The following is a 21738-nucleotide window of genomic DNA, read 5'->3' on the forward strand; positions in this document are numbered from 1 at the left end:
CGGCGCGCTCGCCGCAGGGCCACACGCTGGCGGCCAACAGCCAGTACCTGCTGCGGGATGGCCAGCCCTGGCTGCCGGTGATGGGCGAGTACCACTACAGCCGCGCGCCGGCCTCCCAGTGGGCAACGCAACTGCGCCTGATGAAGGCCTCGGGCATCGACATCGTCGCGAGCTACGTGTTCTGGAACCACCACCAGCAGCAGCCCGGCGCCTTCAACTGGACCGGCAACCGCGACCTGCGCCGCTTCGTGCAATTGGCCCAGGCCGCGGGCCTGCAGGTCGTGGTGCGCATGGGCCCCTGGGCCCACGGCGAATCCCGCTTTGGCGGCATCCCCGACTGGATCGTCGACAAGATGCCCACGCGCAGCAACGACGCGGAGTACCTCGGCCACGTCGAGCGCCTCTATGCCGAGATCGGCGCCCAGATCTCGGGCCTGCTGTGGAAGGACGGCGGCCCGGTCATCGGCGTGCAGCTGGAGAACGAATACAACCTTCGCGGCGCCGGGCGCGGCGAGGAGCACATTGCCGCACTGAAGGCGCTCGCGCTGAAGGCCGGCATGGACGTGCCGCTCTACACCGTCACCGGCTGGGACGGCACGGTCTACCCGTCCGGTGAGGTCCTGCCCGTCTTCGGCGGCTACCCGGACGAGCCCTGGGCGGCCAGCGCCAAGGAGCTGCCCCCCAAGGAGACGCACGCGTTCCGATTCGACACCCGCGTCAGCGGCGACCTCGGCGCCCAGACCCGCTCCCGCGCGCCAGGCACCGCCGAGACCGACAAGGACCGGGTGCCTTTTCTCGGCGCGGAGTACGGCCCCGGCCTGCCAGCCATGTACCGCCGCCGCACCCTGGTGTCGCCGGACGACATCGCCGCCATGCTCCCCGTGCAGTTGGGCTCGGGGGTCAACCTGTTCGGCTACTACATGTTCCACGGCGGCCGCAACCCGGTGGGCGCTGGCGGGACGGGGCTGGAGGAGAGCACGCTCAGCGGCGGCTACAACGACACGCCGCGCATCAGCTACGACTTCCAGGCGCCGCTGGGGCCCGACGGGCAGCAGCGCCCGGTGTTGACGAAGCTGCGCCCCTTCCACTACTTCCTGCAGGAGCACGGCGCCCGCCTGGCGGCCATGATCGTGCGCCAGCCCCAGCGCACGCCGGCCTCGCCGGCCGACCTGCAGACGCCGCGCTGGTCCGTCCGCGCGGCGGGAGACAGCGGCTTCCTGTTCTTCAACAACCACGTGCGCCAGTACGCCATGCCCACCCAGGCCGCCGTGCGCTTCGAGGTGCAGTTGCCGGGCGGCACGGTGACGCTGCCCAGCGCCCCGGTCGACATTCCCGACGGCGCCTACTTCGTCTGGCCCATCAACCTTGACCTGGACGGCGTGAAGCTGCGCCACGCCACGGCCCAGCCGGTCACGCGCATCGATGCGGGCGCGCAGGGCATCGTCCATGTCTTTGCCGCGACGGCCGGCCTCCCCGCCGAGTTCGCGCTGGTCGATGGCGTGAAGACGCTGAGGGCGGACGCAACCCAGCTGCAACGCCTCGGCACGAGCGGCAACGGCCGTGCCGTCAGCGTGCTGCTGCTGGCACCCCAACAGCTCGAACAGCTGAGCGTTCTGGACCTGGCCGGCCAGCGACGCCTGGTCTTCAGCGAGCAGCAGGCGTGGGTGGACGACGGCAAGCTGCAGCTGCGCGGCGTCGGCCCGCAGCCGCTGCGCGCCGCTGTCTTTCCGGCTCTGCCCCAGCCGCGCGCGGCCGGCCTCCAGGTCAGTCAGGACGGCCTGCTGCAGCGTCTGGCGCTTGCCGGCGACGACGTCCAGCCCACCCTGCAGATCAGCCCCACGCGTCCCGCCCGCAACGTGCCCAAGGTGCTCAAGGGCGGCCTGGCCGGCGCGGCCGTGCAGCCCGCCCCCGAAGCCTTCGCCAGCGCCGCGACCTGGGCGCTGACGCTGCCCGCGCAGTTGCCGCCCCACGCGGAGGACGTGCTGCTGGAGCTGGACTTCGTCGGTGACATCGGGCGGATCTTTGCTGGCACCCGCATGCTGGACGACTGGTACTACAACGGCCAGCGCTGGCAGATCGGCCTGCGGCAGTTCGCGCTCCAGCCGGGCCAGCGGCTCGACCTGAGCGTGCTGCCGCTGCGCGGCGACGCCCCGATCTACATCGACGCAGCCCACCGCCCGGCCTTCGCCGCCGGGCAGGCCCAGGTGGCTGAACTGCGCGGCGCCCGGCTGCTGACGGTCCGTAGCGTGGTCATCGCGCCCTGAGCATCGCCATGACGACGAACGACGAACTCGATCTCCTTCTGCCACAGAGCGCCCTCCTCGGCGAGGGACTGCAGTGGCGGGATGGCCGCTGGTGGTGGACGGACATCGAGGCCGCCACGCTTCAGGCCTGGCGCCCGGGCGAAATGGAGCCGCGCGCCTGCCGCCTGCCGGACCGGCTCGGCAGCTTCGCCCACTGCCGTTCCGGCCGCGTGCTGCTGGGCCTGGCCAAGCGCCTGGCGCTGGCGACCTTCAGCGACGAGCTCGAGCTGGGGCAGTTGCAGACCCTGGCCCCCGTCGATGCCGCCGAGGCGCGCACCCGCGTCAACGACGGCCGCACCGACCGGCGCGGCCACTTCGTCTTCGGTACGCTCAACGAGGCGAAGGAACGCCGTGCCATCGGCAGCTTCTACCAGTACTCCATGCCGCACGGCCTGCGCAGGCTCGCACTGCCCGCCGTGGCCATCGCCAACAGCATCTGCTTCAGCCTCGATGGCCGCACCATGTACTTCTGCGACACGCTGACCCAGCGCATCCAGCAGTGCGACTACGACGCCGAGACGGCCCAGGTCGACAACGTGCGCCACTTCACGCAGATGGACCGCGAGGACGCCTGGCCCGACGGCTCGGTGATCGACGCCGAGGGCTGCCTGTGGAACGCCCAGTGGGGTGTTGGCCGCGTGGCACGCTACGACCCGGACGGCCGTCTGATGGGCGTGTGGACCGCCCCGGCCGCCCAAACCAGCTGTCCCGCCATCGGCGGCGACGGCCTGGACCAGTTGATGCTCACCACCGCGCGCACCGGCCTGAGCCGCGAGGCCTTGGCCGCGCAGCCGCTGTCCGGCGGCCTGTTCGGCCTGCGCCTGACCCCGGGCCTGGGTGTGCCCGATACCCTGTTCGACGATTAAGGAGACGACATGAAGATGCAACGACGCGCCGCCCTGGCCCTGGCCCTGCTGGCCACCCCCTTCGCGCTGCAGGCGGCGGAACCCGTCAAGATCGGCTTCCTCGTCAAGCAGGCCGAGGAACCCTGGTTCCAGGACGAATGGCGCTTCGCCGAACAGGCCGCCAAGGACAAGGGCTTCACCCTCGTGAAGATCGGCATCCCCAACGGCGAAAAGATGATGGCCGCCATCGACAACTTGGCGGCGCAGAAGGCGGTCGGCTTCGTCATCTGCGCGCCGGACGTGAAGCTGGGCGTGGCGGTGAACCGCGCGGCCAAGCGCCACAAGCTCAAGGTCATGTCGGTGGACGACCAGCTCGTCGACGGGGCGGGCAAGCCCATCGCCGACATCCCCCACATGGGCATCTCGGGCTATGAGATCGGCAAGCAGGTCGGACAGGGCCTGCTGGCGGAGATCAAGGCACGCGGCTGGAAGCTCGACGAGGTCGGCGTGCTGCGCGTGGCCTTCGACCAGTTGCCCACCGCCCGCGACCGCACCATGGGCGCGGTTGACGCGCTCAAGGCCGGCGGCATGCCCGCGGCCAACGTCGTCGATGCGCCACAGGCCAAGACCGACACCGAGAGCGCCTTTAACGCGGCGAACATCGCCTTCACGAAGAACGCCAAGTTCAAGCGCTGGGTGGCCTTCGGGCTGAACGACGAGGCGGCGCTGGGTGCCGTGCGTGCAGCCGAAGGCCGCGGCATCAAGCAGGACGCCATGATGGCCATCGGCATCGGTGGCAGCCAGACGGCGCTCAACGAGTTCACCAAGCCCACGCCGACCGCCTTCTACGGCACCGTGCTGATCAGCCCCAAGCGCCACGGCTACGAGACGGCCACGGCCGTGTACGAGTGGGCTACGCAGGGCAAGCAGCCCCCGCCCGTGACGCTGACCAGCGGCATCCTGATGACGCGCCAGAACCAAGCCGAGATCCGCAAGCAGATGGGTCTGTGACATGTCGTCCCTGCAGTTCGACAACATCAGCAAGGTCTTCCCGGGCGTCAAGGCGCTGAACGGGGTGAGCTTCGAGGCGCGCGCCGGCCAGGTCATGGGGCTGCTGGGCGAGAACGGCGCGGGAAAAAGCACGCTGCTGAAGATCCTCGGGGGCCAGTACAAGCCCGACGGTGGCCGCTTGCTGCTGGACGGCCGGGAGCGCCACTTCACATCCGCGGGCGATGCGATCCAGGCCGGCGTGGCCATCATTCACCAGGAGCTGCAGTACGTGGCTGAGCTGACCGTGGCCGAGAACGTGCTGCTGGGCCGGCTGCCGACCCGCTTCGGCTTCGTCGACCACAAGGCGGCACGCCGCTTGGTGGCCGAGCAGCTCGCGGCCATCGGCGTGGACCTGGACCCGGCGGCTCGCCTGTCGCAGTTGTCCATCGCCCAGCGCCAGATGGTGGAGATCTGCAAGGCCGTCATGCAGGATGCCAAGGTCATCGCCTTCGACGAGCCCACCAGCAGCCTGTCGCACCGCGAGACCGAGATCCTGTTCCGCCTTGTCAAGCGCCTGCGCGCCGAGGGACGCACGCTGATCTACATCTCGCACCGCCTCGAAGAGCTCTACGAGCTGTGCGACGCCTGCACCATCTTCCGCGACGGCCGCAAGATCGTCACCCACGAAGTGATGGCCCAGGTGCCGCGCGAGCGCCTGATCGCGGACATGGTGGGCCGCGAGCTGCAGGACATCTACGACTACCGCACGCGCGAGCAAGGCCCGGTGCGGCTGGAGGCCCGCGGGCTGCACAGCGCACGCCTGCCCGAGCCCCTGAGCTTCTCGATGCGGGGCGGCGAGGTGCTTGGCTTCTTCGGCCTGGTGGGCGCGGGCCGCAGCGAACTGATGCGCCTGCTCTACGGTGCCGATGCGCGCCGCGGCGGCGAGGTGCTGCTGGACGGCAAGCGGGTGGCCGCGCGCAGTCCGGCCGACGCCATCGCGGCCGGCATCGTGTTGTGCCCCGAGGACCGCAAGGAGCAGGGCATCCTGGCGCATTCGTCCGTGGCCGAGAACATCAACATCAGCTGCCGACGCCACGGCCTGGCAGGCGGGGTCTTCCTGCGCCACGGCCTGGAGGCCCAGCGTGCCGACGACTTCATCCAGAAGCTGCGCATCAAGACGCCCGGCCGCGAGCAGGAAATCCGCCTGCTGTCCGGCGGCAACCAGCAGAAGGTCATCCTCGCGCGCTGGCTGGCCGAGCCGGGGCTGAAGGTGCTCATCCTCGACGAGCCCACCCGTGGCATCGACGTTGGCGCCAAGAACGAGATCTACCGGATCATCCACGACGTGGCCGCCTCGGGCTGCTGCGTCATCGTCATCTCCAGCGAGCTGCCCGAAGTGCTGGGCATCGCCGACCGCCTCATCGTCATGCGCGACGGCCGCATCAGCGGCGAACTCGCGCGCGAACAGGCCAGCGAGACCGCTGCGCTCGCACTGGCCCTGCCCGACGGCATCACGGGAGCGCCTGCCGCGCCCCTGCACTGACATGAACACGACCACCCTGCCCCAACCCGACCCGCGTCCCGCCATGACCTCTCCCGCCCGTGCCCTGCTCAAGGAGCACAGCATGACGCTGGGCTACGCCCTGCTCTTCGTCGTGCTGGCCTTCTCGGTCGAGAACTTCTTCTCCTCGGCCAACATCGTGGGCTTGCTGCTGTCGGTGGCACAGATCGGCATGGTGGCCTGCACCATGATGTTCTGCCTGGCCTCGCGGGACTTCGACCTCAGTGTGGGCTCCACCATCGCCTTTGCCGGCGTGCTCGGCGCCATGGTGCTGGAACGCACCGGCAGCGTCGCGGCGGCCATCGGCGGCGGGCTGCTGGCCGGCGCCCTGATCGGCGCGGGCAACGGCGTGCTGATCGCCTATCTGCGCGTCAACGCGCTGATCGCCACGCTGGCCACCATGCTGATGGTGCGCGGCCTGGCCTTCATCGCGTCCCAGGGCCAGGCGGTGGGCATCGCCGACGAGGGCTTCATCTCCTTCGGCGACACCACCTTCTTCGGTCTGCCGCTGCCGATCTGGATGACGGCCCTGTGCTTCGTCGTCTTCGGCGTGCTGCTCAACCACACCGTCTTCGGCCGCAACACGTTGGCCATCGGCGGCAACCCCGAGGCCGCGCGCCTGGCGGGCGTTCGCGTGGAGCGGCTGCGGGTGTGGATCTTTCTTCTTCAGGGCGTCGTCACGGCGCTGGCCGGGCTGATCCTGTCGGCCCGCATCACCAGCGGGCAACCCAACGCGGCCACCGGTTTCGAGCTGGACGTCATTTCCGCGTGCGTGCTGGGCGGCGTGTCGCTGCAAGGGGGCAAGGCCCGCATCTTCGGCGTCGTCATCGGCGTGCTCATCATGGGCACGGTCGAGAACGTCATGAACCTGCTCAACGTCGATGCGTTCTACCAGTACCTGGTCCGCGGGTTGATCCTGCTGGCCGCGGTGCTGCTGGACCAGCTGAAGACGCGCGGCGAACGCAGGGCCTGACGCGATGGCTGCCCGCTTGCAAGGCAAGGTTGCGCTGGTGACCGGCGCCAGCCAGGGCATAGGCCGGGCCGTGGCACGGCTCTTTGCCGCGGAAGGCGCCAAGCTCGTCCTCAACGACCTGCAAGGCTCGCCGCAGTCCGAGGCCCTGCTGGCCGAGCTGGGCCAGGACCGCGCGATGTTCGCTGCGGCGGACATCGCCGACGAGGCCGCCGTGCGTGAGATGGCCGCGCGAGGCGCCGCGCGCTTCGGCAGCATCGACGTGCTGGTCAACAATGCGGGCATGAACGTCTTCGCCGAACCGCTTGCGATGACGTCCGCACAATGGCAGCGCTGCTTCGCGGTGGACCTGGAAGGGGCGCTGCACTGCAGCCGCGCCGTGCTGCCAGGCATGCTGGCTGGCGGCGGCGGCAGCATCGTCAACATCGCCTCGGTGCACGGCCACCGCATCGTCCCGGATGCCTTTCCCTACCCCGTCGCCAAGCATGCGCTCATCGGCATGACCAAGGCCCTAGGCATCCAGTACGCCGCGCGCAACGTGCGCGTCAACTCGATCTCGCCGGGGCTGATCCTGTCTGAGCGCATCGTCGAGTGGCTGGCCGGGCTGCCACCCGAGGAGGCGCGGCGCCAGGTCGAGCTGCTGCCCTGCAAGCGCATCGGCACGCCCGAGGAGGTGGCCTACACCGCCCTCTTCCTGGCCAGCGACGAGGCCCGTTTCATCAACGCCACCGACATCCTCATCGATGGCGGTCGCTCCCAGCTCTATCACGATTGAACGCCGTCACACTCCAGGCATGACCGACCCGCGCTCGGACCGTTTCGTCCGCTCCCACCTCAAGACCCGCCAGCTCGTGCTGCTGGTGGAGCTGGGTCGACACGGCTCCATCCTGCATGCGGCCCAGGCCGCCAACCTGACGCAGCCAGCCGCGTCCAAGCTGCTGTCCGACCTGGAGCACGCGCTCGGCGTCAAGCTCTTCGAGCGCCTGCCGCGCGGCGTGGCGCCGACGTGGTACGGCGAGGTCATGATCCGCCGGGCCGGCGCGGCGCTGGCCGAGCTGGACGCCGGCCACCAGGAAGTGATGGAGCTGCTGTCGGGCCTGTCGGGACGCGTCGCAGTCGGTGCCGTGCTGACCCCCTCGACGACACTGCTGCCCGCTGCCATCACGCTGCTCAAGGCGCGCCAGCCGCGCGTGCACGTGGCCGTGTCGGTGGACACGAGCAAGCTGCTCATCCAGCACCTGCAAGGCGGTGAGCTGGACATCGTGCTTGGCCGCGTGCTGGACAGCGAGTCCGCCACGCAGCTCACCTTTGAGCCCCTCACCGATGAACCCCACTGCCTCGTCGTGCGCGCCGGCCATCCGCTGGCCGGCCGCAGCGACCTCAGCCTGCCCGAGCTGGCCGGGCAGAGCTGGATCCTGCCCCCGGGGGGCAGCATCCTGCGCGACCGCCTGACCGCCGTCTTCCTGTCCGCCGGCCTCGGCCAGCCCCAGCAGACGGTCGAGACGCTGTCCCTGCCCGTCATCACCAGCCTGCTGGGCCAGTCCGACATGGTCTCTGCCCTGCCCGACGAGCTGGTGCGGCCGTATCTGGCCACCGGCCTGCTGGAGGTGCTGGACTTCGACCTGGGCTTGCGCATGGACGTCTATGGCATCGTCACCCGCCGCGGCCACCAGCTGTCCCCGGGGGCGGAGTTGATGCTGCAATGCCTGCGCGAGGAAGCCGCAAGGCGCCCGCCACACTGACCCCAGCAGGAGTGCCGCATGGACCCATTCACCGGTGGCTGCCTCTGTGGCAGCGTCCGCTTCGTCGCGACCGGTCGCCCTTACCGGGTGGGCCTTTGCCACTGCCTGGATTGCCGCAAGCACCACGGCGCCCTGTTCCATGCCTCGGCCATCTTCCCTGAAGCGGCTGTGACGATCGAGGGCGAGACGCGCGACTATGCGGGGCGCTTCTTCTGCCCCCGCTGCGGCTCGCCCGTCTTCGGCCGCAGCGCCGACGAGGTCGAGGTCAACCTGGGCAGCCTGGACGCGCCCGACCAGTTCCAGCCCAGTTACGAGCTCTGGACCGTGCGGCGGGAGGCATGGTTGCCGCCCTTCCCGCTCGCCCGGCATTACGAGCACGATCGCGAATCCTCAAGCCGCAGCGAAGACTAGGGTCGACGACCGGCTGCGACACTTCGGCCTCCCTCGCAGCCCCTTGGAAGGACGCCTCATGACTCTCTCCTGCGACGTCGCCATCATCGGCGCCGGCACGGCCGGCATGTCAGCCTACCGTGCCGCGCGGGTGCACACCGACAAAGTGCTGCTGATCGAGGCCGCCCACTACGGCACCACCTGCGCCCGCGTCGGCTGCATGCCCAGCAAGCTCTTGATCGCAGCGGCCGAGGCCGCACAGGCGGTGCGCGAGGCCCATCGTTTCGGCGTGCTGGCCGAAACGCCGCGCATCGACGGCCGGGCCGTCATGCAGCGTGTGCGCAGCGAACGCGACCGCTTCGTCGGCTTCGTGCTGGAGACGGTCCACGGCTGGCCCGAGGCCACCCGCGTCTTTGGCCGCGCCCGCTTCACCGGTCCGGGCGTGCTGGAGGTGGACGGGCAGCGCATCGAGGCCAGAACCGTCGTCGTCGCCACCGGCTCGCGCCCGTTCGTGCCGGCAGGGTGGCGCGAGCGGCTGGGCGCCCGGCTGCTCGTCAACGACGACGTCTTCGACTGGATCGACCTGCCGAAGTCGCTGGCCGTCGTCGGTGCCGGCGTTATCGGCCTGGAGCTGGCCCTGGCGCTGCACAAGCTCGGCGTGCGCGTGCGGCTGTTCGCGCGCGGCGAACGGGTTGGGCCGCTGACCGATCCCGAGCTGCAGGCCCTGGCCCGGCAGCTCTTTGCCGACGACCTGCCGCTGACCTTGCAGGCGGGCGGCCTCGAACCGGTGCTGGACGGCGACGAGGTCCTCCTCGGCGGCGAGCGCTTCGAGGCCCTGCTCTGCACGGCCGGCCGCCAGGCCAATCTCGACGGCCTCGGGCTGGAGGCTCTCGCCTTGCCGCGCGACGCCCAAGGCCATCCGCTGATCGACCGCCACACCGGTCAGTGGGGTGACGCGCCAGTCTTCATTGCCGGCGACGTCACCAACGACCGGCCACTGCTGCACGAGGCGTCCGACGCAGGCCGCATCGCCGGCGACAACGCAGCGCGCTGGCCGGCAGTCCACCGCCGCCCCCGCCGCGCACCGCTGGCCATCGTCTTCAGTGAGCCGCAGATCGCCATTGCCGGCGCCAGCCATGCCGAACTCGTTGCCACGGGGCGCGCCTTCGACACCGGGCGGGTCAGCTTTGCCGACCAGGGGCGCAGCCGCGTCATGCTCGTCAACCGCGGCGGCCTGCACGTCTATGCCGAACGCGGCAGTGGCCGCCTGCTGGGCGCGGAGATGGTGGGGCCGGCCGCCGAGCACCTCGGCCATCTGCTGGCTTGGAGCGTGCAGCGCGGCGATACGGTGCAGCAGATGCTGGACTGCCCGTTCTATCACCCCGTCGTGGAGGAAGGCTTGCGCACGGCGTTGCGCCAGCTCAGCAGCGACCTGCACCTGCCGCCGCCACCCATCGAGACCTGCCTGGACTGCGACACCGCGGCCGAGGTGGGCAACTGAAATAGGATGCCGCGATGAAAAGTCAGGCGCTGGATCGCCAGGAGACGCATGCGGAATTTGGGCGTCTCGCGGCAGATCCCAGAGATCGAGCTCAACCATGTCATGCAGGGCATGGAAGTGATCGACGACCTGTGCGGGGAGATCACGGAGCAGCGGGCGGCGCGCCGGAGAATTGAGGCGACTTCCCGGCTGCTTCAGCCAGAGAAGGGCCGACCACCAGCACGACCATTCCGACGATACCGATCAGCCCGATCAGAAGCTGTCCTTCCTTTGGATTTTGTTCCAGCACCTGGGCAAGCTGCCCCACCGCCACGATGACGCCTGCAATCGCTCCCCTGCTGCGCTGATCGATCCCAACGTTCCCATCAGCTTCGTCGTCACGGTCAGCCTCCCATTCCGCTTCTACAGATCGCACCCGATCCTTCGAGACCCATCAGCCTCACGAACCGAAGCTTCGACCCGCCACGATCGAAGCGGTTTTCAGTCGCCCGAATGCTTGCCGTACATGCAGGCTTGCACACTCTGCGGCGCCGCAGAGTGTGAGGACATTCGGCGCCCAAGAGGTTCACTGAACGCAAGGCAGATCGAGTTCTCGGAACCACCCGTGACATCGCAAGATCCTTGAATGGATAGGATGCAACGTTGTGAACCAGCAACCCAGCGGGCGACTTTTCTAGCGCTCAAACTGCTGGTAGCTAGGTTGTAGCTGGCCGAATATCAGTAGGAAAAGTTTCTAGAAACACCAATTAGATCAAAGAGTTATTGAGATGAAGCGATTCGCCACCTGGAACGTCAACTCCCTTTCCATCCGCCTGCCCCAGGTGCTGGACTGGCTGGCCGCCCATCCTGTCGACGCACTGGTGCTGCAGGAGACCAAGCTCACCGACGACAAGTTCCCCACTGCAGAGATCGGCGCCGCCGGCTGGCAGGTACAGTGGTTCGGCCAGAAGACCTATAACGGCGTCGCGCTGATCAGCCGCGAGCCAGCGACCGACATCGTCAAGAACATCACCGGTTTCGCTGACGAGCAGGCCCGTGTCATCGCGGGCACCGTGGGTGGCGTGCGCGTCATCGGCGGCTACTTCCCCAACGGCCAGGCACCTGACAGCGAGAAGTTCGTCTACAAGATGAACTGGCTGACCGGCCTGCGCAGTTGGCTCGTCGAGGAGATGAAGCAGCATCCCGAACTGGTGCTGATGGGCGACTTCAACATCGCCCCCGAAGACCGCGATGTCTACGATCCCGTCGCCTGGGCCGGCCAGATCCACTGCACCCCGCAGGAGCGGGAGCATTTCCAGCAACTTGTTCAGCTGGGCCTGACCGACGCCTTCCGCCTCTTCGAGCAGCCGCCCAAGAGCTGGAGCTGGTGGGACTACCGCAACCTGGCCTTCCGCAAGAACCAGGGCCTGCGCATCGACCACATCCTCGTCAGCGAGGCACTGAAGGGCCGCGTGACGGCCTGCGAGATCGACAAACTGCCGCGCAAGAACGAGCGCCCCAGCGATCACGCGCCGGTGATCGTCACCATCGACGGCTGAAGCCGCCGACGGCGGCGCAGGAGCGACGACAGGATCAGGCCCGCCACGCTCGCCAGCGCGGCCCATTTGGCGGCACTGGCGCAGAACAGCACCGCGCGAGGCCCCCAGGCCCACCACTCGGCACTGCCGCCGTCGATGGCCATCAGCGACACCCACGCGGCGGCGTTCTCGACCAGGTCCGCGCCCACTGCGATGGGCAGCGCCCAGCCGGCGTGGTTCAGCCAGCTCGGCGGCGTCATGCCGACGTTGATCAGGTTGGCATGGCGCGCGAACGCGCGGCAGACCCAGAAGGACAGCACCCAGGCGTAGGCCGCGACCAGCGCCGTGTCCAGGAACAGCGCATGGCCCGGCCGGGCAAAGTGGGTCGTCTGCTGTGCCCATTCGCCCATGGACGCCAGGCTCAGCTCCCACGCCTGGAAGCCCAGGTTCGCGTCCAGGATCTCGCGCAGCCGCTCCGTCGACGGCAGCAGCCCGCGCGGCTCGAGCAAGGCCCAACCCATCAGCAGCACGAGCGCGGCCATCACCGCCAGCGCCAGCAGCAGCTTGGCCCAGGCGCCCGGCCCCCGCCGCTCGGACCAGGCCGTGGCTTCCGGGAAGGCGTGCGTCCACAGCGCCACCGTGGGGTGGGCCTGCATCTTGACCGGCACCGGCGGCTCACCGTCGACCAGCGCATGGGCGGTGTCTCGCACCTTGAGGCCCGTGAGCGCCCACAGCGGCGTGACATAGGTTTCGCTGTTGATGCGGGCGGCCAGGCGCGCCGGCGTCGGCGGGTCCAGTTGCGGCATCACATGGAAGACATCGGCCTCGCTGACGATCGGTGGCTGTCCCGGAGGAGCCGGCATGCGCAGCCCACACTGCAATGCTTCGGCCACCAGCCATGCGAAGGGCGCGCGGGACATCTCGCTGTACGGGTAGACGTTGCCGCCCCCGACGTCGCAATGCGAACCGCGGAACCAGCACTGCTTGATGTCGCCGGGCTGTTGGTTGGCCATCGAGAACGCGCCGTCGTTTTGCGCATAGGCGCGCGGCAGGAACTGCGCCCGTTGCTCGTCCAGCGCGAGCGCCTGGCGGACATGTCGGAAATGCTTGCCCGCCAGGTCCGGCTTGGCTGTGATCTTCAGCCCGAAGGGCGGCAGGCCGACGCTGGCTACGGTGTCCCAGACACCGACGAAGTGCACCGCCGGCCACTCGGCAGGCCGACTGCCCTGGCCGAACAGGCGGGCGGCCTGCTCGGCAATGGCCTTGCGCTCCGGCGACTGCCGCGAGAAGTACGTCGCGACGAGGCTGGACACCAGCGTGTCCTGCTGGCTCTCGATGACGCCGAATGCATTCACGAGGCCGGCGATGGAGCGCGCCGTGAAGGCGCCGCGCGAAAAGCCGAAGATGAAGATCTCGTCGCCGGGCTCCCAATGCGTCATCAAGAACTGGTAGCCCTCGGCGACGTTGTCGTACAGACCGCGCCCGAAGGCCAGCCCGTCGACACGGTCCAGGGCACGACGCGCCTTGTCCGCGAAGGTCGTGCCCGGCAGTTGGCCAGGGTTGCCGACGCCGGGGTCGTAGTAGACGAGCCGGTTGGGGGCCGGGTAGAGCCTCAGGAGCTCCGCCAGCAGGACCACGTGGGTGTCCGAGTGGCGGCCGCTGAGGTTGTTGTTGGTGCCGTCGCACAGCAGCACCAGTTGACGCGGCGGGTTCATGATGGGCGCCTCATGGGATGGGGACTGGGATGCGGGCAGTCTTGCATCGGTCTCCCCGTCCATCATCCCCACAAGAGCGGAGGCTGGCGATCCCTGAGTTCGTCAGGGCCGGGCTGCGATCGCGCTGGGCTAGATGGCGTCCAGACGCGCCTGCAGCCGCTCGAAGAAGCGGCCCACATGCACGCCATCGCAAAGCGCGTGATGCACGTCGACGGCCACCGGCATCAGCAACCGGCCGCCCTGTTCGGTGAAGCGGCCGAAGGCCACCTTGGGACGATCGTCACCCACCCCCCGGGCGTGCGTGAAGGCCGTGAAAGCGAGCCAGGGCAAGGCCGTCATGTGGACGAGCGTCTCCTCGCGCACGTCGCCGGGCTCGTCGGCCGCGAACAGGTCGCCGCTGGCGTGGCGCACCCGTTCGACGTTGGGCTTGGCACGCGCGGCGAACGCTGCCAGCGAGGGCTCGCGGGGCAACGTGACGAAGCCGAAGCTGCCGTCATCGCGCAGCACCGTGGTGCTGGCGTGGATGACGGCAAACTCGCGCACGCCTCGTCCATCGGCCGTGAGCGTCTGGTGCATGGCCTCGATGCCGTTGGCCGCCTCCAGCGCTGCATGGTGGTAGGCCAGCCAGGGTGTGGCCCCATGGCGGGCGGCGCGTTCGCGCAGGCCCGTCACATCCACCGGCACGGTGACGCTGAAGGCGGGTTGGGCCATCCGGCGGAAATGCGCCAGCGCGGCGCGGCGCGGCCAGGCGTCCAGGGGAATGTCGCGATCTTGCATAGGCCGCATGCTCGCACGGCGAGGCGCCCGGAAAAAAGCCCGGGCCGCTGACGCGGCCCGGGCTGAGAAAGTGAAAGCGCGACTCGGGGCGTCAGTCGACGCCAGGCTGCTGGCGCATTCCGAAGTCGTAGAGGGCGCGCTTGAGCTCGTCCGCCCGTTCCTCGCCCAGGTCGGCCAACAGTCGGTTCGTTGGCGTGCCGCGGATCTGGCCGATCCGGTTGTAACCCAGCGTTTTGGCGCGCGCGAGCGTGCGCGGCGTCAGCGTGAGGCACTCGAGCGGCGCCTGGTCGGCGAGGCTCAACAGCCGGGCGTAGGTTTCAGCGGAGATGGACACGATGCCTGCGCTGAGAGGCACTGCAGTCAGGGTCTGGGCCGGATGCCGAGGCTTCGAGGGAAATGTCGTCGGTGCGGAGCTCGTGATCTGGAGCTGGTCACCTTCGCAATCCGTCATCGCCGCGTACATCTCGGCCAACGTGCCGGTCTAGCCGGTCAGCCGCCGAAGCGGGGAACGCCGAGGACTTCGCAGATCAGGTCGATGAGGTACATGAGGGCTCCTGTGGGAAGGGAAAAATTTCGCTTGCCCGGACTGTCCCTGTTTTTCCCCCCCTAGAAACCTAGCAAGTCTTCTAGGTTTCTGCGTTCACAGCACCCCCGCCGCCACACACTTGAGCACCGCCTGGTGCTTGGACGTGACCTCGAGCTTGCGCATGGCGTTGCCGAGATGGAAGTTCACGGTCTTCTCGCTCATGCCCAGGATGACGCTGACCTCCCAGGCCGTCTTGCCCTGGGCCGTCCAGCTCAGCACGTCCAGTTCACGCCGGGTCAGCTTGGGCAGATCGGCCTTGTTGAGCTTGGGACTCAGCAGCCGATCCGCCGCCGTCAGTGCATGGGTCGCGAGAAGCTGCAGCCCGGCCACCATCTGCATCAAGGGGGCCCCGGCCTTGGGAAGCGCTTCGTCGCGATCCACGCCCAGCACGAAGTGCTTGTCGCCCGGCAGATGCAGCTTGACCGCGATGCCGGTCTTGTAGCCATAGGGCGACTGCATCTCCCACAGCTCGCCCACTCCCGCAGAAACATAGGTGTCCTGGTCGTAGACCACCGGCACGGTTTGCGTCATCAGGTGGCCCACCACCGGATCCCGCAGTGCGTCGTCCCGGTTTCGGGCGGCCTCGAGATAGCCCTCAGGCGTGTTGCCGTAGGTGGTGATCTGCATGCCGCTGTCCTGCAGGACGCCACGCATCAACATGCCGGAAATGATGGGAAATCCCATCGCATCGGCCGTCGCGACGAGACGGCGCTCGAAGCTTTCGAAGTCCTCGCTCAGCCCGACATCGATGAGTTGCTGGTAGTTCATTTCGGGCTTGCCCATACCTGCCAAGTCTGCCAGCTTGTTCCGCCCCTGCGCTGACCAGAGACTGCGCTCCCGTTCGAAACACACGCCAGAGAGGAGCCGTCCATGTCAACCTTGATCCAGTTGCCCGAAGGCAGCGTTTGCTGGCCTGCGGCCGCCCTGTCCAGCGCCGCCCAGGACATCCAGCATGCGCGGACCCACACGGATCGTGCACAGGGCCGCGAGCGCAGGTTGGGCGGATCGACGCGCTGGGAACGCAGCTACGCGGATGCCTGCGCGTGGGTGGAGTGGGACTGGGTCGAGATGGCCGAAGGCACCGTCGTGCAGGCCGACCCCCTCAACGTGCGCTCCAACGTGCTGCTGCTGGATGAATGCGGTCGGCCGCTGCTGTCGTCGCGCCGGCGTGCGGCGCTGGCGACGCTGGTTTATCTGCTGCCCTGGCAGGGGCCGGTGCTGGATGCGCTCAGGAACACCGCGGGCACGCGCCGCGGTGCCAGCGTGGAGCAGCGTCTGGCTGCCTGAACACACGCGACAGCGCGGGACACCGTCTTTGCGCAGAATCCGCGGCTTCCCTGCTTGAAGCCGCAACATGAGCGCCTCCTCTCCCGACGACATCCTTGCGCAGTGGCAGGCCGATGAGGCCTCGCTGCGCGCGCGCCAGCAGCTCGAAACCGGCCTGGCCTCGCGGACCATGCTGGCGGGCAAGACCGGCCTGCAGCAGATGCAGGCCATGCTCGACGGGCTCGCACCACGACCACCGATCAGCGAGACGCTGGACTTCTTGCTGGTCTCGGTCGAAGACGGCAGGGCCACCTTTCAAGGCCGACCGCAGTTCAAGCACTACAACCCGCTCGGCGGCGTGCATGGTGGCTGGTTCGCAACGTTGCTGGACTCGGCCCTGGGCTGCGCCGTTCATACGACGCTGCCGGTGGGCCGCGGGTACACGACGCTGGAATTCAAGGTCAACCTCGTGCGGGGCCTGAGCGACAAGGTGCCGTTGGTGCGTGCGCTCGGCCATGTGGTGCATCGAGGCCGCCAGGTGACGACGGCCGAGGCCGAGCTCGTCGGCCACGACGGCAAGCTCTACGCGCATGCCTCGACGACCTGCCTGCTGTTCGACCTGCCAGCAGCCTAGACGCGTTCCAGCCTGACGTGGGGCGGCGGCGGCAACGCCACCGCCACGCCGTCACCCGGCTTCACGGCACCACCGGCCAGCACGACGCTCATGACGCCGGCCTTGCGCACGATCGCGCCGTCGGCATCCCTGCCGACAACGGCCTTCAGCAGTCCGGTCTCGAAATTCTCGATCTGCGGGCAGGGGTTGCGCAGGCCGGTCAGGCGCAGCACGACGTCGGGGCCGATGTGCAGCTCGGTGTCGCACGGCAGGGCCAGCAGGTCGATGCCGCGGGTCGTGATGTTCTCGCCCAACTGGCCCGGACCGACACGCAAGCCCTGGGCCGCCAGCTCGTCGAAGAGCTCGCCCTGGATCAGGTGAACCTGGCGGAGGTTGGGCTGGGTCGGGTCCTGGGCCACGCGGGAGCGGTGCTTGACCGTCACGCCGCAGTGGGCATCGCCCGCGACACCCTGCCCAGCGATGACGGTGAGTTCGGCGCGCGTGGTCTTGGAGAAGCTGTGCGTCGCGCTGGCCCACACCGCGGCGACGACCGCTGTCGTCATGCGCGCAGTGCCGCGGCCTCGGACGCCAGTCGGGTGATGCGAGCCCAGTCCTTGGCGTCGACGGCGTCCTGTGGCGTCAGCCAGGAGCCGCCGCAGACCTTGACGTTGGGCAGCTTCAGGAACTGCGGTGCGGTCTCCAGCGAGATGCCGCCGGTCGGGCAGAAGGCCACGTCCGGAAACGGGCCGGCCAGCGACTTCAGCAGGTTCACGCCGCCGACGGCGACGGCCGGGAACAGCTTCAGGAAGCTGAAGCCCGCAGCATTGGCCTGCATGACTTCGGACGCCGTCGACACGCCGGGCAGCAGGGGCAGGCCCTCGGCCTTGCAGGCGGCGGCCAGCGCGTCGGTGTAACCGGGGCTGACACCGAACTGGCAGCCGGCATTCTTCGCGCGGGTGGCATCCTGCGAGCTGCGCAGCGTGCCGGCGCCGACGATGGCACCGGGCACCTTGGCCATGGCCTCCATGGCCTGCAGCGCCACCGGGGTGCGCAGAGTCACCTCGAGCACCTTGACGCCGCCGGCGACCAGGGCTTCGGCCAGGGGCACGGCATCCTCCAGGCGCTGGATGACGATGACGGGAATGACGGGGCCGTGGCTGGCCAGGCTGAGGGTGTCGATCATGTTCTTCTCTTGATTCACAACCAGGTGCAGGCGCCTTCCTCGGCGCTCAGGACGTTGCGGCGCAGGCCGGCGAAGAGTTCGCGGCCCAGGCCGTGGGCATTGACGTCGGCCTCGGCGGGAGCGAGCCGGGCGACGTCCCGCACGGCCCATTCGGCATCGCCCACCAGGGCTTGCAGGCTGCCGGTGAGCGCGCAGACGCGCACGACGTCGCCGTCGCGCAGGCGGGCCAGCGGGCCGCCGGCCAGCGCCTCGGGGCTGACGTGGATGGCTGCCGGCACCTTGCCCGAGGCCCCGCTCATGCGGCCGTCGGTGACCAGGGCCACCTTGAACCCCTTGCCCTGCAGCACCGCGAGGGGGGGGGTCAGCTTGTGCAGCTCCGGCATGCCGTTGGCGTGCGGGCCCTGGAAGCGCACCACCACGATGACGTCGCGCTCCAGTTCGCCGTTCTTGAACGCGGTGAGCATGGCTTCCTGTGTGGTGAAGATGCGGCAAGGCGCCTCGACCGTGTGACGGTCTTCGGGCACGGCCGAGACCTTGATGACGGCACGGCCCAGGTTGCCGTCCAGCAGCTTGAGGCCGCCGGTGGCGCTGAACGGGGCGGCGGCCGTGCGCACGACGCCGTCATCGCCACTGGCAGCGGCCAGGGGCTCGCGCACCACCTCGCCGCCCTGCCCCACCGAATGCGGCACAAAGGTGTAGGGCCGCAAGGTGCTGCCGGCGACGGAGAGGACATCCTCATGCATCAGACCGGCGTCCAGCAGTTCGCGGATGACGAAACCGGGACCGCCGGCCGCCTGGAACTGGTTCACGTCGGCGCTGCCGTTGGGGTAGACGCGGGCCAGCAGCGGCACGACGGCGGAGAGATCGGAGAAGTCCGTCCAGTTGATGAGGATGCCGGCCGAGCGGGCGACGGCCACCCAGTGGATCAGGTGGTTGGTGGAGCCACCGGTGGCCAGCAGCGCCACCATGGCGTTCACGATGCAGCGCTCGTCGACGAGCTGGCCGATGGGCTTGGCGGGCTTGCCCTGAAGGCGGCCACTGATCTCCAGCGCGGTGCCGACGGCCTCGCGCGTCAGTGCCGCGCGCAGGTCGTCGTGCGGGTGCACGAAAGCGGCGCCCGGCACGTGCAGGCCCATGGCCTCCAGCAGCATCTGGTTGCTGTTGGCGGTGCCGTAGAAGGTGCAGGTGCCGGCGCCGTGATACGCGGCCGACTCGCTCTTGAGCAGCTCGTCGCGGCCCACCTTGCCCTGGGCGTAGAGCTCGCGCACCTTGGCCTTGTCGCTGTTTGAGATGCCCGAGCTCATGGGCCCGGCCGGCACGAACACGCAGGGCAGATGGCCGAAGTGCAGTGCGCCGATCAGCAGGCCGGGCACGATCTTGTCGCAGATCCCCAGCAGCAGCGCGGCGTCGAAGACGTCGTGCGTCAGCGCGATGGCGGTGCTCATCGCGATGGTGTCGCGAGAGAAGAGGCTCAGCTCCATGCCGGGCAGGCCTTGCGTGACGCCATCGCACATGGCCGGCACGCCTCCGGCCACCTGCACGGTGGCGCCCAGGCGGTGCGCCTCGGCGCGAATCCGTGCCGGGTAGTCCTCGTAGGGCTGGTGGGCCGACAGCATGTCGTTGTAGGCCGTGACGACGCCGAGGTGGGGCGCCTTCTCGGCGACGATGCGCAGCTTGTCGTTGGACGGCAGCGCCGCGACGGCATGGGCGACGTTGGCGCAACCCATGCGCTCGAAGCCGCGCTGGCGGTTGTTGAGCTGGGCGATGCGGGCCAGGTAGTTGTCGCGCAACCCGGCGCTGCGGTCGCGGATGCGTTGAGTGACTACGGTGAGCGTGGAATTCATTCGGTGTCTCCTGAGGCCGCGTTTCCGTAACCGACCCTTGAGAATTTAGGTAACCATATTACTTCGCCCAAGGGGCCTGCGGGTTACGGCCTGGGTACCAGAGCAACACCCGAGCATGCGCCTCGCGAGCGGTGCATTCGGCATGGGGATGCATCTCAGCGTTACAAAAGCGCGCCGCGACATCGGCCCGGGCGGTTCTCCGTGACAAGATGGCGTCAATGGCTTCACAGGCAATCCAGATTCCACACGGGCCGGCCCGCAGCGCGCATCTGCTGCAGCGAACGGTGAGCGAATGGCGCAACAGCGGCGACGATCTGCTCCTTTTCGCGTACGGCTCGCTGATCTGGCGCCCGGAGTTCGAGTATGCCCAGGCCCTCCCTGCAAAGGTGCTGGGCTTTCACCGCGTGCTGCGCATGCGCTCGCGCGTGAACCGCGGCTCGCCGCAGGAGCCGGGACTGGTGCTGGCGCTGATCTCGGGCGGCAGCTGTCGAGGCCTGGTCTACCGCGTGCCGCGCGAGGTTGGCGAGGAGGTGCTGCCGCGGCTGTGGGCGCGCGAGATGCCCAATGGCGTCTACGAGCCGCGCTGGCTGAACTGCGACACGCCGTCGGGCCGCCTGCGCGCGCTGGCCTTCACGCTGTCGCGCCAGAGCCCGAACTGGACCGGTCCTCTGCACGAGCCCGAGTTGCTGCACATCTTTCAGCACGCCAGCGGCCGCTACGGCACGACGCTGGACTACCTGCTGCGCACCGTTCAGGGTTTGCGCGAACATGGCATCCACGACAGGGAGCTGGAACGGCAGGCCCACCTGGCCGCGCGGCACGGGCTGTGCGCGCCGTTGTGAGCCGACCCTAGCCCTGCAGGCGCACCAGGTCTTCGACGGTGTCCACGTCGATGTGGACGCCGGGGTCGTCAATCGCGATGGGCTGGGCCGCGTAACGCGCCACGATGCGCCGGGCCCCCTCGTCGCCCTGCAAGGCCATCAGCTCGGAATAGAGCTCGGTGCAGAAACCGACCGGATGGCCCTGGATGCCGCGGTACTGGGCGTAGCACACGGGATAGCGCTCCAGGCCTTCCGCGACGGCCACGATGGTGGCCGGCTGCACCAGCGGCATGTCGGCTGGCAGGATGAGCCAGCCATCGGCGTCACCGGTGGCGCTCACCCCGGCGGCGATGGAGTGGCCCATGCCCGTGGGCTGCGGCCGTCCCTGGGCGTCGCGATCGGGCAGGGTCACGACGTCGCGCGCCGCGATCAGCTTGTGGACGGCAGGTGCCAGGGCCATCGTCGTCACCACGACGACCCGGAGTTGCGTCGCGATGGCATGGCGAAGGCTGCACGCCAGCACGGTGTCTGCGCCGGGTGAGCCACCCAATTGCTGCTCGAGCTTGTGGCCGGCGCCTCTGAACCGCGCTCCGCGACCGGCGGCCAGCACGACGACAGCGGGGCGTCGCTTTGTCATTTGCAATAGATCCTTCCAAGCCCTCTGCCTAGTGACGGTCTTCGCCGTTTGCTGCACTGCCACAAGCATGCCGAGTGGCACTGCGCTTGAAACTGGTACGTTCACTTAAGGGAAGGTCTGCATACTTAGCACCCATGAGCAAGCTGAGCGAATTTCGAAAGAGCTACGAACTGGGGGAACTGGACGAGGACCAGGCCACGGATGGCCCGCTGGCCTTGTTCCAGCGCTGGATGGACGAGGCCATCGCCCATGACGTGTCCGAGCCCACCGCGATGACGGTGGCCACCGTTGGCGCGAACGGCCGGCCGTCGACGCGCGTCGTGCTGCTCAAGGGCTGCGACGCGCGGGGCATGGTCTGGTTCACCAACTACGAAAGCCGCAAAGGTGAGGAGTTAGCACACCACCCCTTCGCGGCCCTGCAATTCCATTGGGTGGAGATGGAGCGGGTCGTGCGCATCGAGGGACGCGTCGAGAAGA

At 68.8% G+C, this 21738-nt stretch carries 23 protein-coding genes; 14 read left to right on the top strand and 9 right to left on the bottom strand.

Annotation, left to right across the window (positions count from 1 at the left end; translation table 11 throughout):
* The 9 genes from VGF12_RS18585 to VGF12_RS18625 form a co-directional block, all read left to right on the top strand.
* Nucleotides 1-2264, top strand: a 2264-nt coding sequence (locus VGF12_RS18585; protein ID WP_331177535.1) for a beta-galactosidase, incomplete at its 5' end; no start/stop codon positions are given.
* An 8-nt stretch (nucleotides 2265-2272) separates the two neighbouring features.
* Nucleotides 2273-3169, top strand: coding sequence for an SMP-30/gluconolactonase/LRE family protein (locus tag VGF12_RS18590; RefSeq protein ID WP_331177536.1), 897 nt, complete (start codon nucleotides 2273-2275; stop codon nucleotides 3167-3169).
* A gap of 15 nt (nucleotides 3170-3184) precedes the next feature.
* Nucleotides 3185-4159: an arabinose ABC transporter substrate-binding protein gene (locus VGF12_RS18595; RefSeq protein WP_331177556.1), complete on the top strand. Its 975-nt coding sequence runs from the start codon at nucleotides 3185-3187 to the stop codon at nucleotides 4157-4159.
* 1 nt (nucleotide 4160) lies between these two features.
* Complete coding sequence (gene araG, locus VGF12_RS18600) at nucleotides 4161-5681, top strand: L-arabinose ABC transporter ATP-binding protein AraG (RefSeq protein WP_331177537.1); 1521 nt, start codon at nucleotides 4161-4163, stop codon at nucleotides 5679-5681.
* Nucleotides 5682-5763: 82 nt separating this feature from the next.
* Nucleotides 5764-6672, top strand: coding sequence for an L-arabinose ABC transporter permease AraH (gene araH, locus VGF12_RS18605; RefSeq protein WP_414710141.1), 909 nt, complete (start codon nucleotides 5764-5766; stop codon nucleotides 6670-6672).
* Between the two features lie 4 nt (nucleotides 6673-6676).
* Nucleotides 6677-7444: an SDR family oxidoreductase gene (locus VGF12_RS18610; RefSeq protein ID WP_331177538.1), complete on the top strand. Its 768-nt coding sequence runs from the start codon at nucleotides 6677-6679 to the stop codon at nucleotides 7442-7444.
* A gap of 19 nt (nucleotides 7445-7463) precedes the next feature.
* Entirely contained in the window at nucleotides 7464-8411 is a 948-nt protein-coding gene (locus tag VGF12_RS18615; protein WP_331177539.1) for a LysR family transcriptional regulator, read from the top strand.
* An 18-nt stretch (nucleotides 8412-8429) separates the two neighbouring features.
* The gene (locus VGF12_RS18620; RefSeq protein WP_331177540.1) at nucleotides 8430-8822 is read left to right on the top strand and encodes a GFA family protein; all 393 of its coding nucleotides are present in this window, start codon (nucleotides 8430-8432) and stop codon (nucleotides 8820-8822) included.
* A gap of 58 nt (nucleotides 8823-8880) precedes the next feature.
* A complete protein-coding gene (locus VGF12_RS18625; RefSeq protein WP_331177541.1) occupies nucleotides 8881-10302 on the top strand; it encodes a dihydrolipoyl dehydrogenase in 1422 nt (473 codons plus the stop codon).
* A 142-nt stretch (nucleotides 10303-10444) separates the two neighbouring features.
* On the opposite strand, the gene VGF12_RS18630 is transcribed toward VGF12_RS18625, so the two are convergent.
* Nucleotides 10445-10717, bottom strand: coding sequence for a hypothetical protein (locus VGF12_RS18630; protein WP_331177542.1), 273 nt, complete (start codon nucleotides 10715-10717; stop codon nucleotides 10445-10447).
* 352 nt (nucleotides 10718-11069) lie between these two features.
* Here VGF12_RS18630 and xth point away from each other — a divergent pair, with 352 nt between their 5' ends.
* Nucleotides 11070-11840, top strand: coding sequence for an exodeoxyribonuclease III (xth, locus tag VGF12_RS18635; RefSeq protein WP_331177543.1), 771 nt, complete (start codon nucleotides 11070-11072; stop codon nucleotides 11838-11840).
* Here the strand turns inward: xth and VGF12_RS18640 are convergent.
* From VGF12_RS18640 to VGF12_RS18655, 4 genes are all read right to left on the bottom strand, one after another.
* Complete coding sequence (locus tag VGF12_RS18640) at nucleotides 11807-13534, bottom strand: DUF2235 domain-containing protein (protein ID WP_331177544.1); 1728 nt, start codon at nucleotides 13532-13534, stop codon at nucleotides 11807-11809. The two genes, xth and VGF12_RS18640, sit on opposite strands and share 34 nt — an antisense overlap.
* A gap of 129 nt (nucleotides 13535-13663) precedes the next feature.
* On the bottom strand, nucleotides 13664-14311 hold the full coding sequence (locus VGF12_RS18645) for a CatA-like O-acetyltransferase (protein ID WP_331177545.1): 648 nt from the start codon (nucleotides 14309-14311) through the stop codon (nucleotides 13664-13666).
* A 91-nt stretch (nucleotides 14312-14402) separates the two neighbouring features.
* Nucleotides 14403-14783 (bottom strand): hypothetical protein, encoded by a 381-nt coding sequence (locus tag VGF12_RS18650; RefSeq protein ID WP_331177546.1) that lies wholly within the window; start codon nucleotides 14781-14783, stop codon nucleotides 14403-14405.
* A 168-nt stretch (nucleotides 14784-14951) separates the two neighbouring features.
* Nucleotides 14952-15680, bottom strand: a complete 729-nt coding sequence (locus VGF12_RS18655) for a helix-turn-helix transcriptional regulator (protein WP_331177547.1) — start codon at nucleotides 15678-15680, stop codon at nucleotides 14952-14954.
* Nucleotides 15681-15767: 87 nt separating this feature from the next.
* Here VGF12_RS18655 and VGF12_RS18660 point away from each other — a divergent pair, with 87 nt between their 5' ends.
* Together VGF12_RS18660 and VGF12_RS18665 are read left to right on the top strand one after the other, a co-directional pair.
* Nucleotides 15768-16184: a DUF4902 domain-containing protein gene (locus VGF12_RS18660; protein WP_331177548.1), complete on the top strand. Its 417-nt coding sequence runs from the start codon at nucleotides 15768-15770 to the stop codon at nucleotides 16182-16184.
* Between the two features lie 67 nt (nucleotides 16185-16251).
* Complete coding sequence (locus tag VGF12_RS18665) at nucleotides 16252-16797, top strand: PaaI family thioesterase (RefSeq protein WP_331177549.1); 546 nt, start codon at nucleotides 16252-16254, stop codon at nucleotides 16795-16797.
* Here the strand turns inward: VGF12_RS18665 and VGF12_RS18670 are convergent.
* The 3 genes from VGF12_RS18670 to edd are packed head-to-tail and all read right to left on the bottom strand — an operon-like array spanning nucleotide 16794 to nucleotide 19803.
* Nucleotides 16794-17339: an MOSC domain-containing protein gene (locus tag VGF12_RS18670; RefSeq protein ID WP_331177550.1), complete on the bottom strand. Its 546-nt coding sequence runs from the start codon at nucleotides 17337-17339 to the stop codon at nucleotides 16794-16796. The two genes, VGF12_RS18665 and VGF12_RS18670, sit on opposite strands and share 4 nt — an antisense overlap.
* Nucleotides 17336-17959, bottom strand: coding sequence for a bifunctional 4-hydroxy-2-oxoglutarate aldolase/2-dehydro-3-deoxy-phosphogluconate aldolase (gene eda, locus VGF12_RS18675; RefSeq protein WP_331177551.1), 624 nt, complete (start codon nucleotides 17957-17959; stop codon nucleotides 17336-17338). The genes VGF12_RS18670 and eda overlap by 4 nt, the downstream gene beginning before the upstream one ends.
* Nucleotides 17960-17973: 14 nt before the next feature.
* Nucleotides 17974-19803, bottom strand: a complete 1830-nt coding sequence (edd, locus tag VGF12_RS18680) for a phosphogluconate dehydratase (RefSeq protein WP_331177552.1) — start codon at nucleotides 19801-19803, stop codon at nucleotides 17974-17976.
* Nucleotides 19804-20021: 218 nt separating this feature from the next.
* Between edd and VGF12_RS18685 the strand changes: the two genes are divergently transcribed.
* Nucleotides 20022-20645, top strand: coding sequence for a gamma-glutamylcyclotransferase (locus VGF12_RS18685; RefSeq protein WP_331177553.1), 624 nt, complete (start codon nucleotides 20022-20024; stop codon nucleotides 20643-20645).
* Between the two features lie 7 nt (nucleotides 20646-20652).
* Here the strand turns inward: VGF12_RS18685 and VGF12_RS18690 are convergent, their stop codons facing one another.
* A complete protein-coding gene (locus VGF12_RS18690; protein ID WP_331177554.1) occupies nucleotides 20653-21261 on the bottom strand; it encodes a nucleotidyltransferase family protein in 609 nt (202 codons plus the stop codon).
* A gap of 134 nt (nucleotides 21262-21395) precedes the next feature.
* Between VGF12_RS18690 and VGF12_RS18695 the strand changes: the two genes are divergently transcribed.
* On the top strand, nucleotides 21396-21738 hold a 343-nt coding region (locus VGF12_RS18695), incomplete at its 3' end, for a pyridoxal 5'-phosphate synthase (protein WP_331177555.1).

It is taken from the genome of Roseateles sp., assembly GCF_036404855.1.
In the GTDB taxonomy this organism is placed as follows: domain Bacteria; phylum Pseudomonadota; class Gammaproteobacteria; order Burkholderiales; family Burkholderiaceae_C; genus Pelomonas.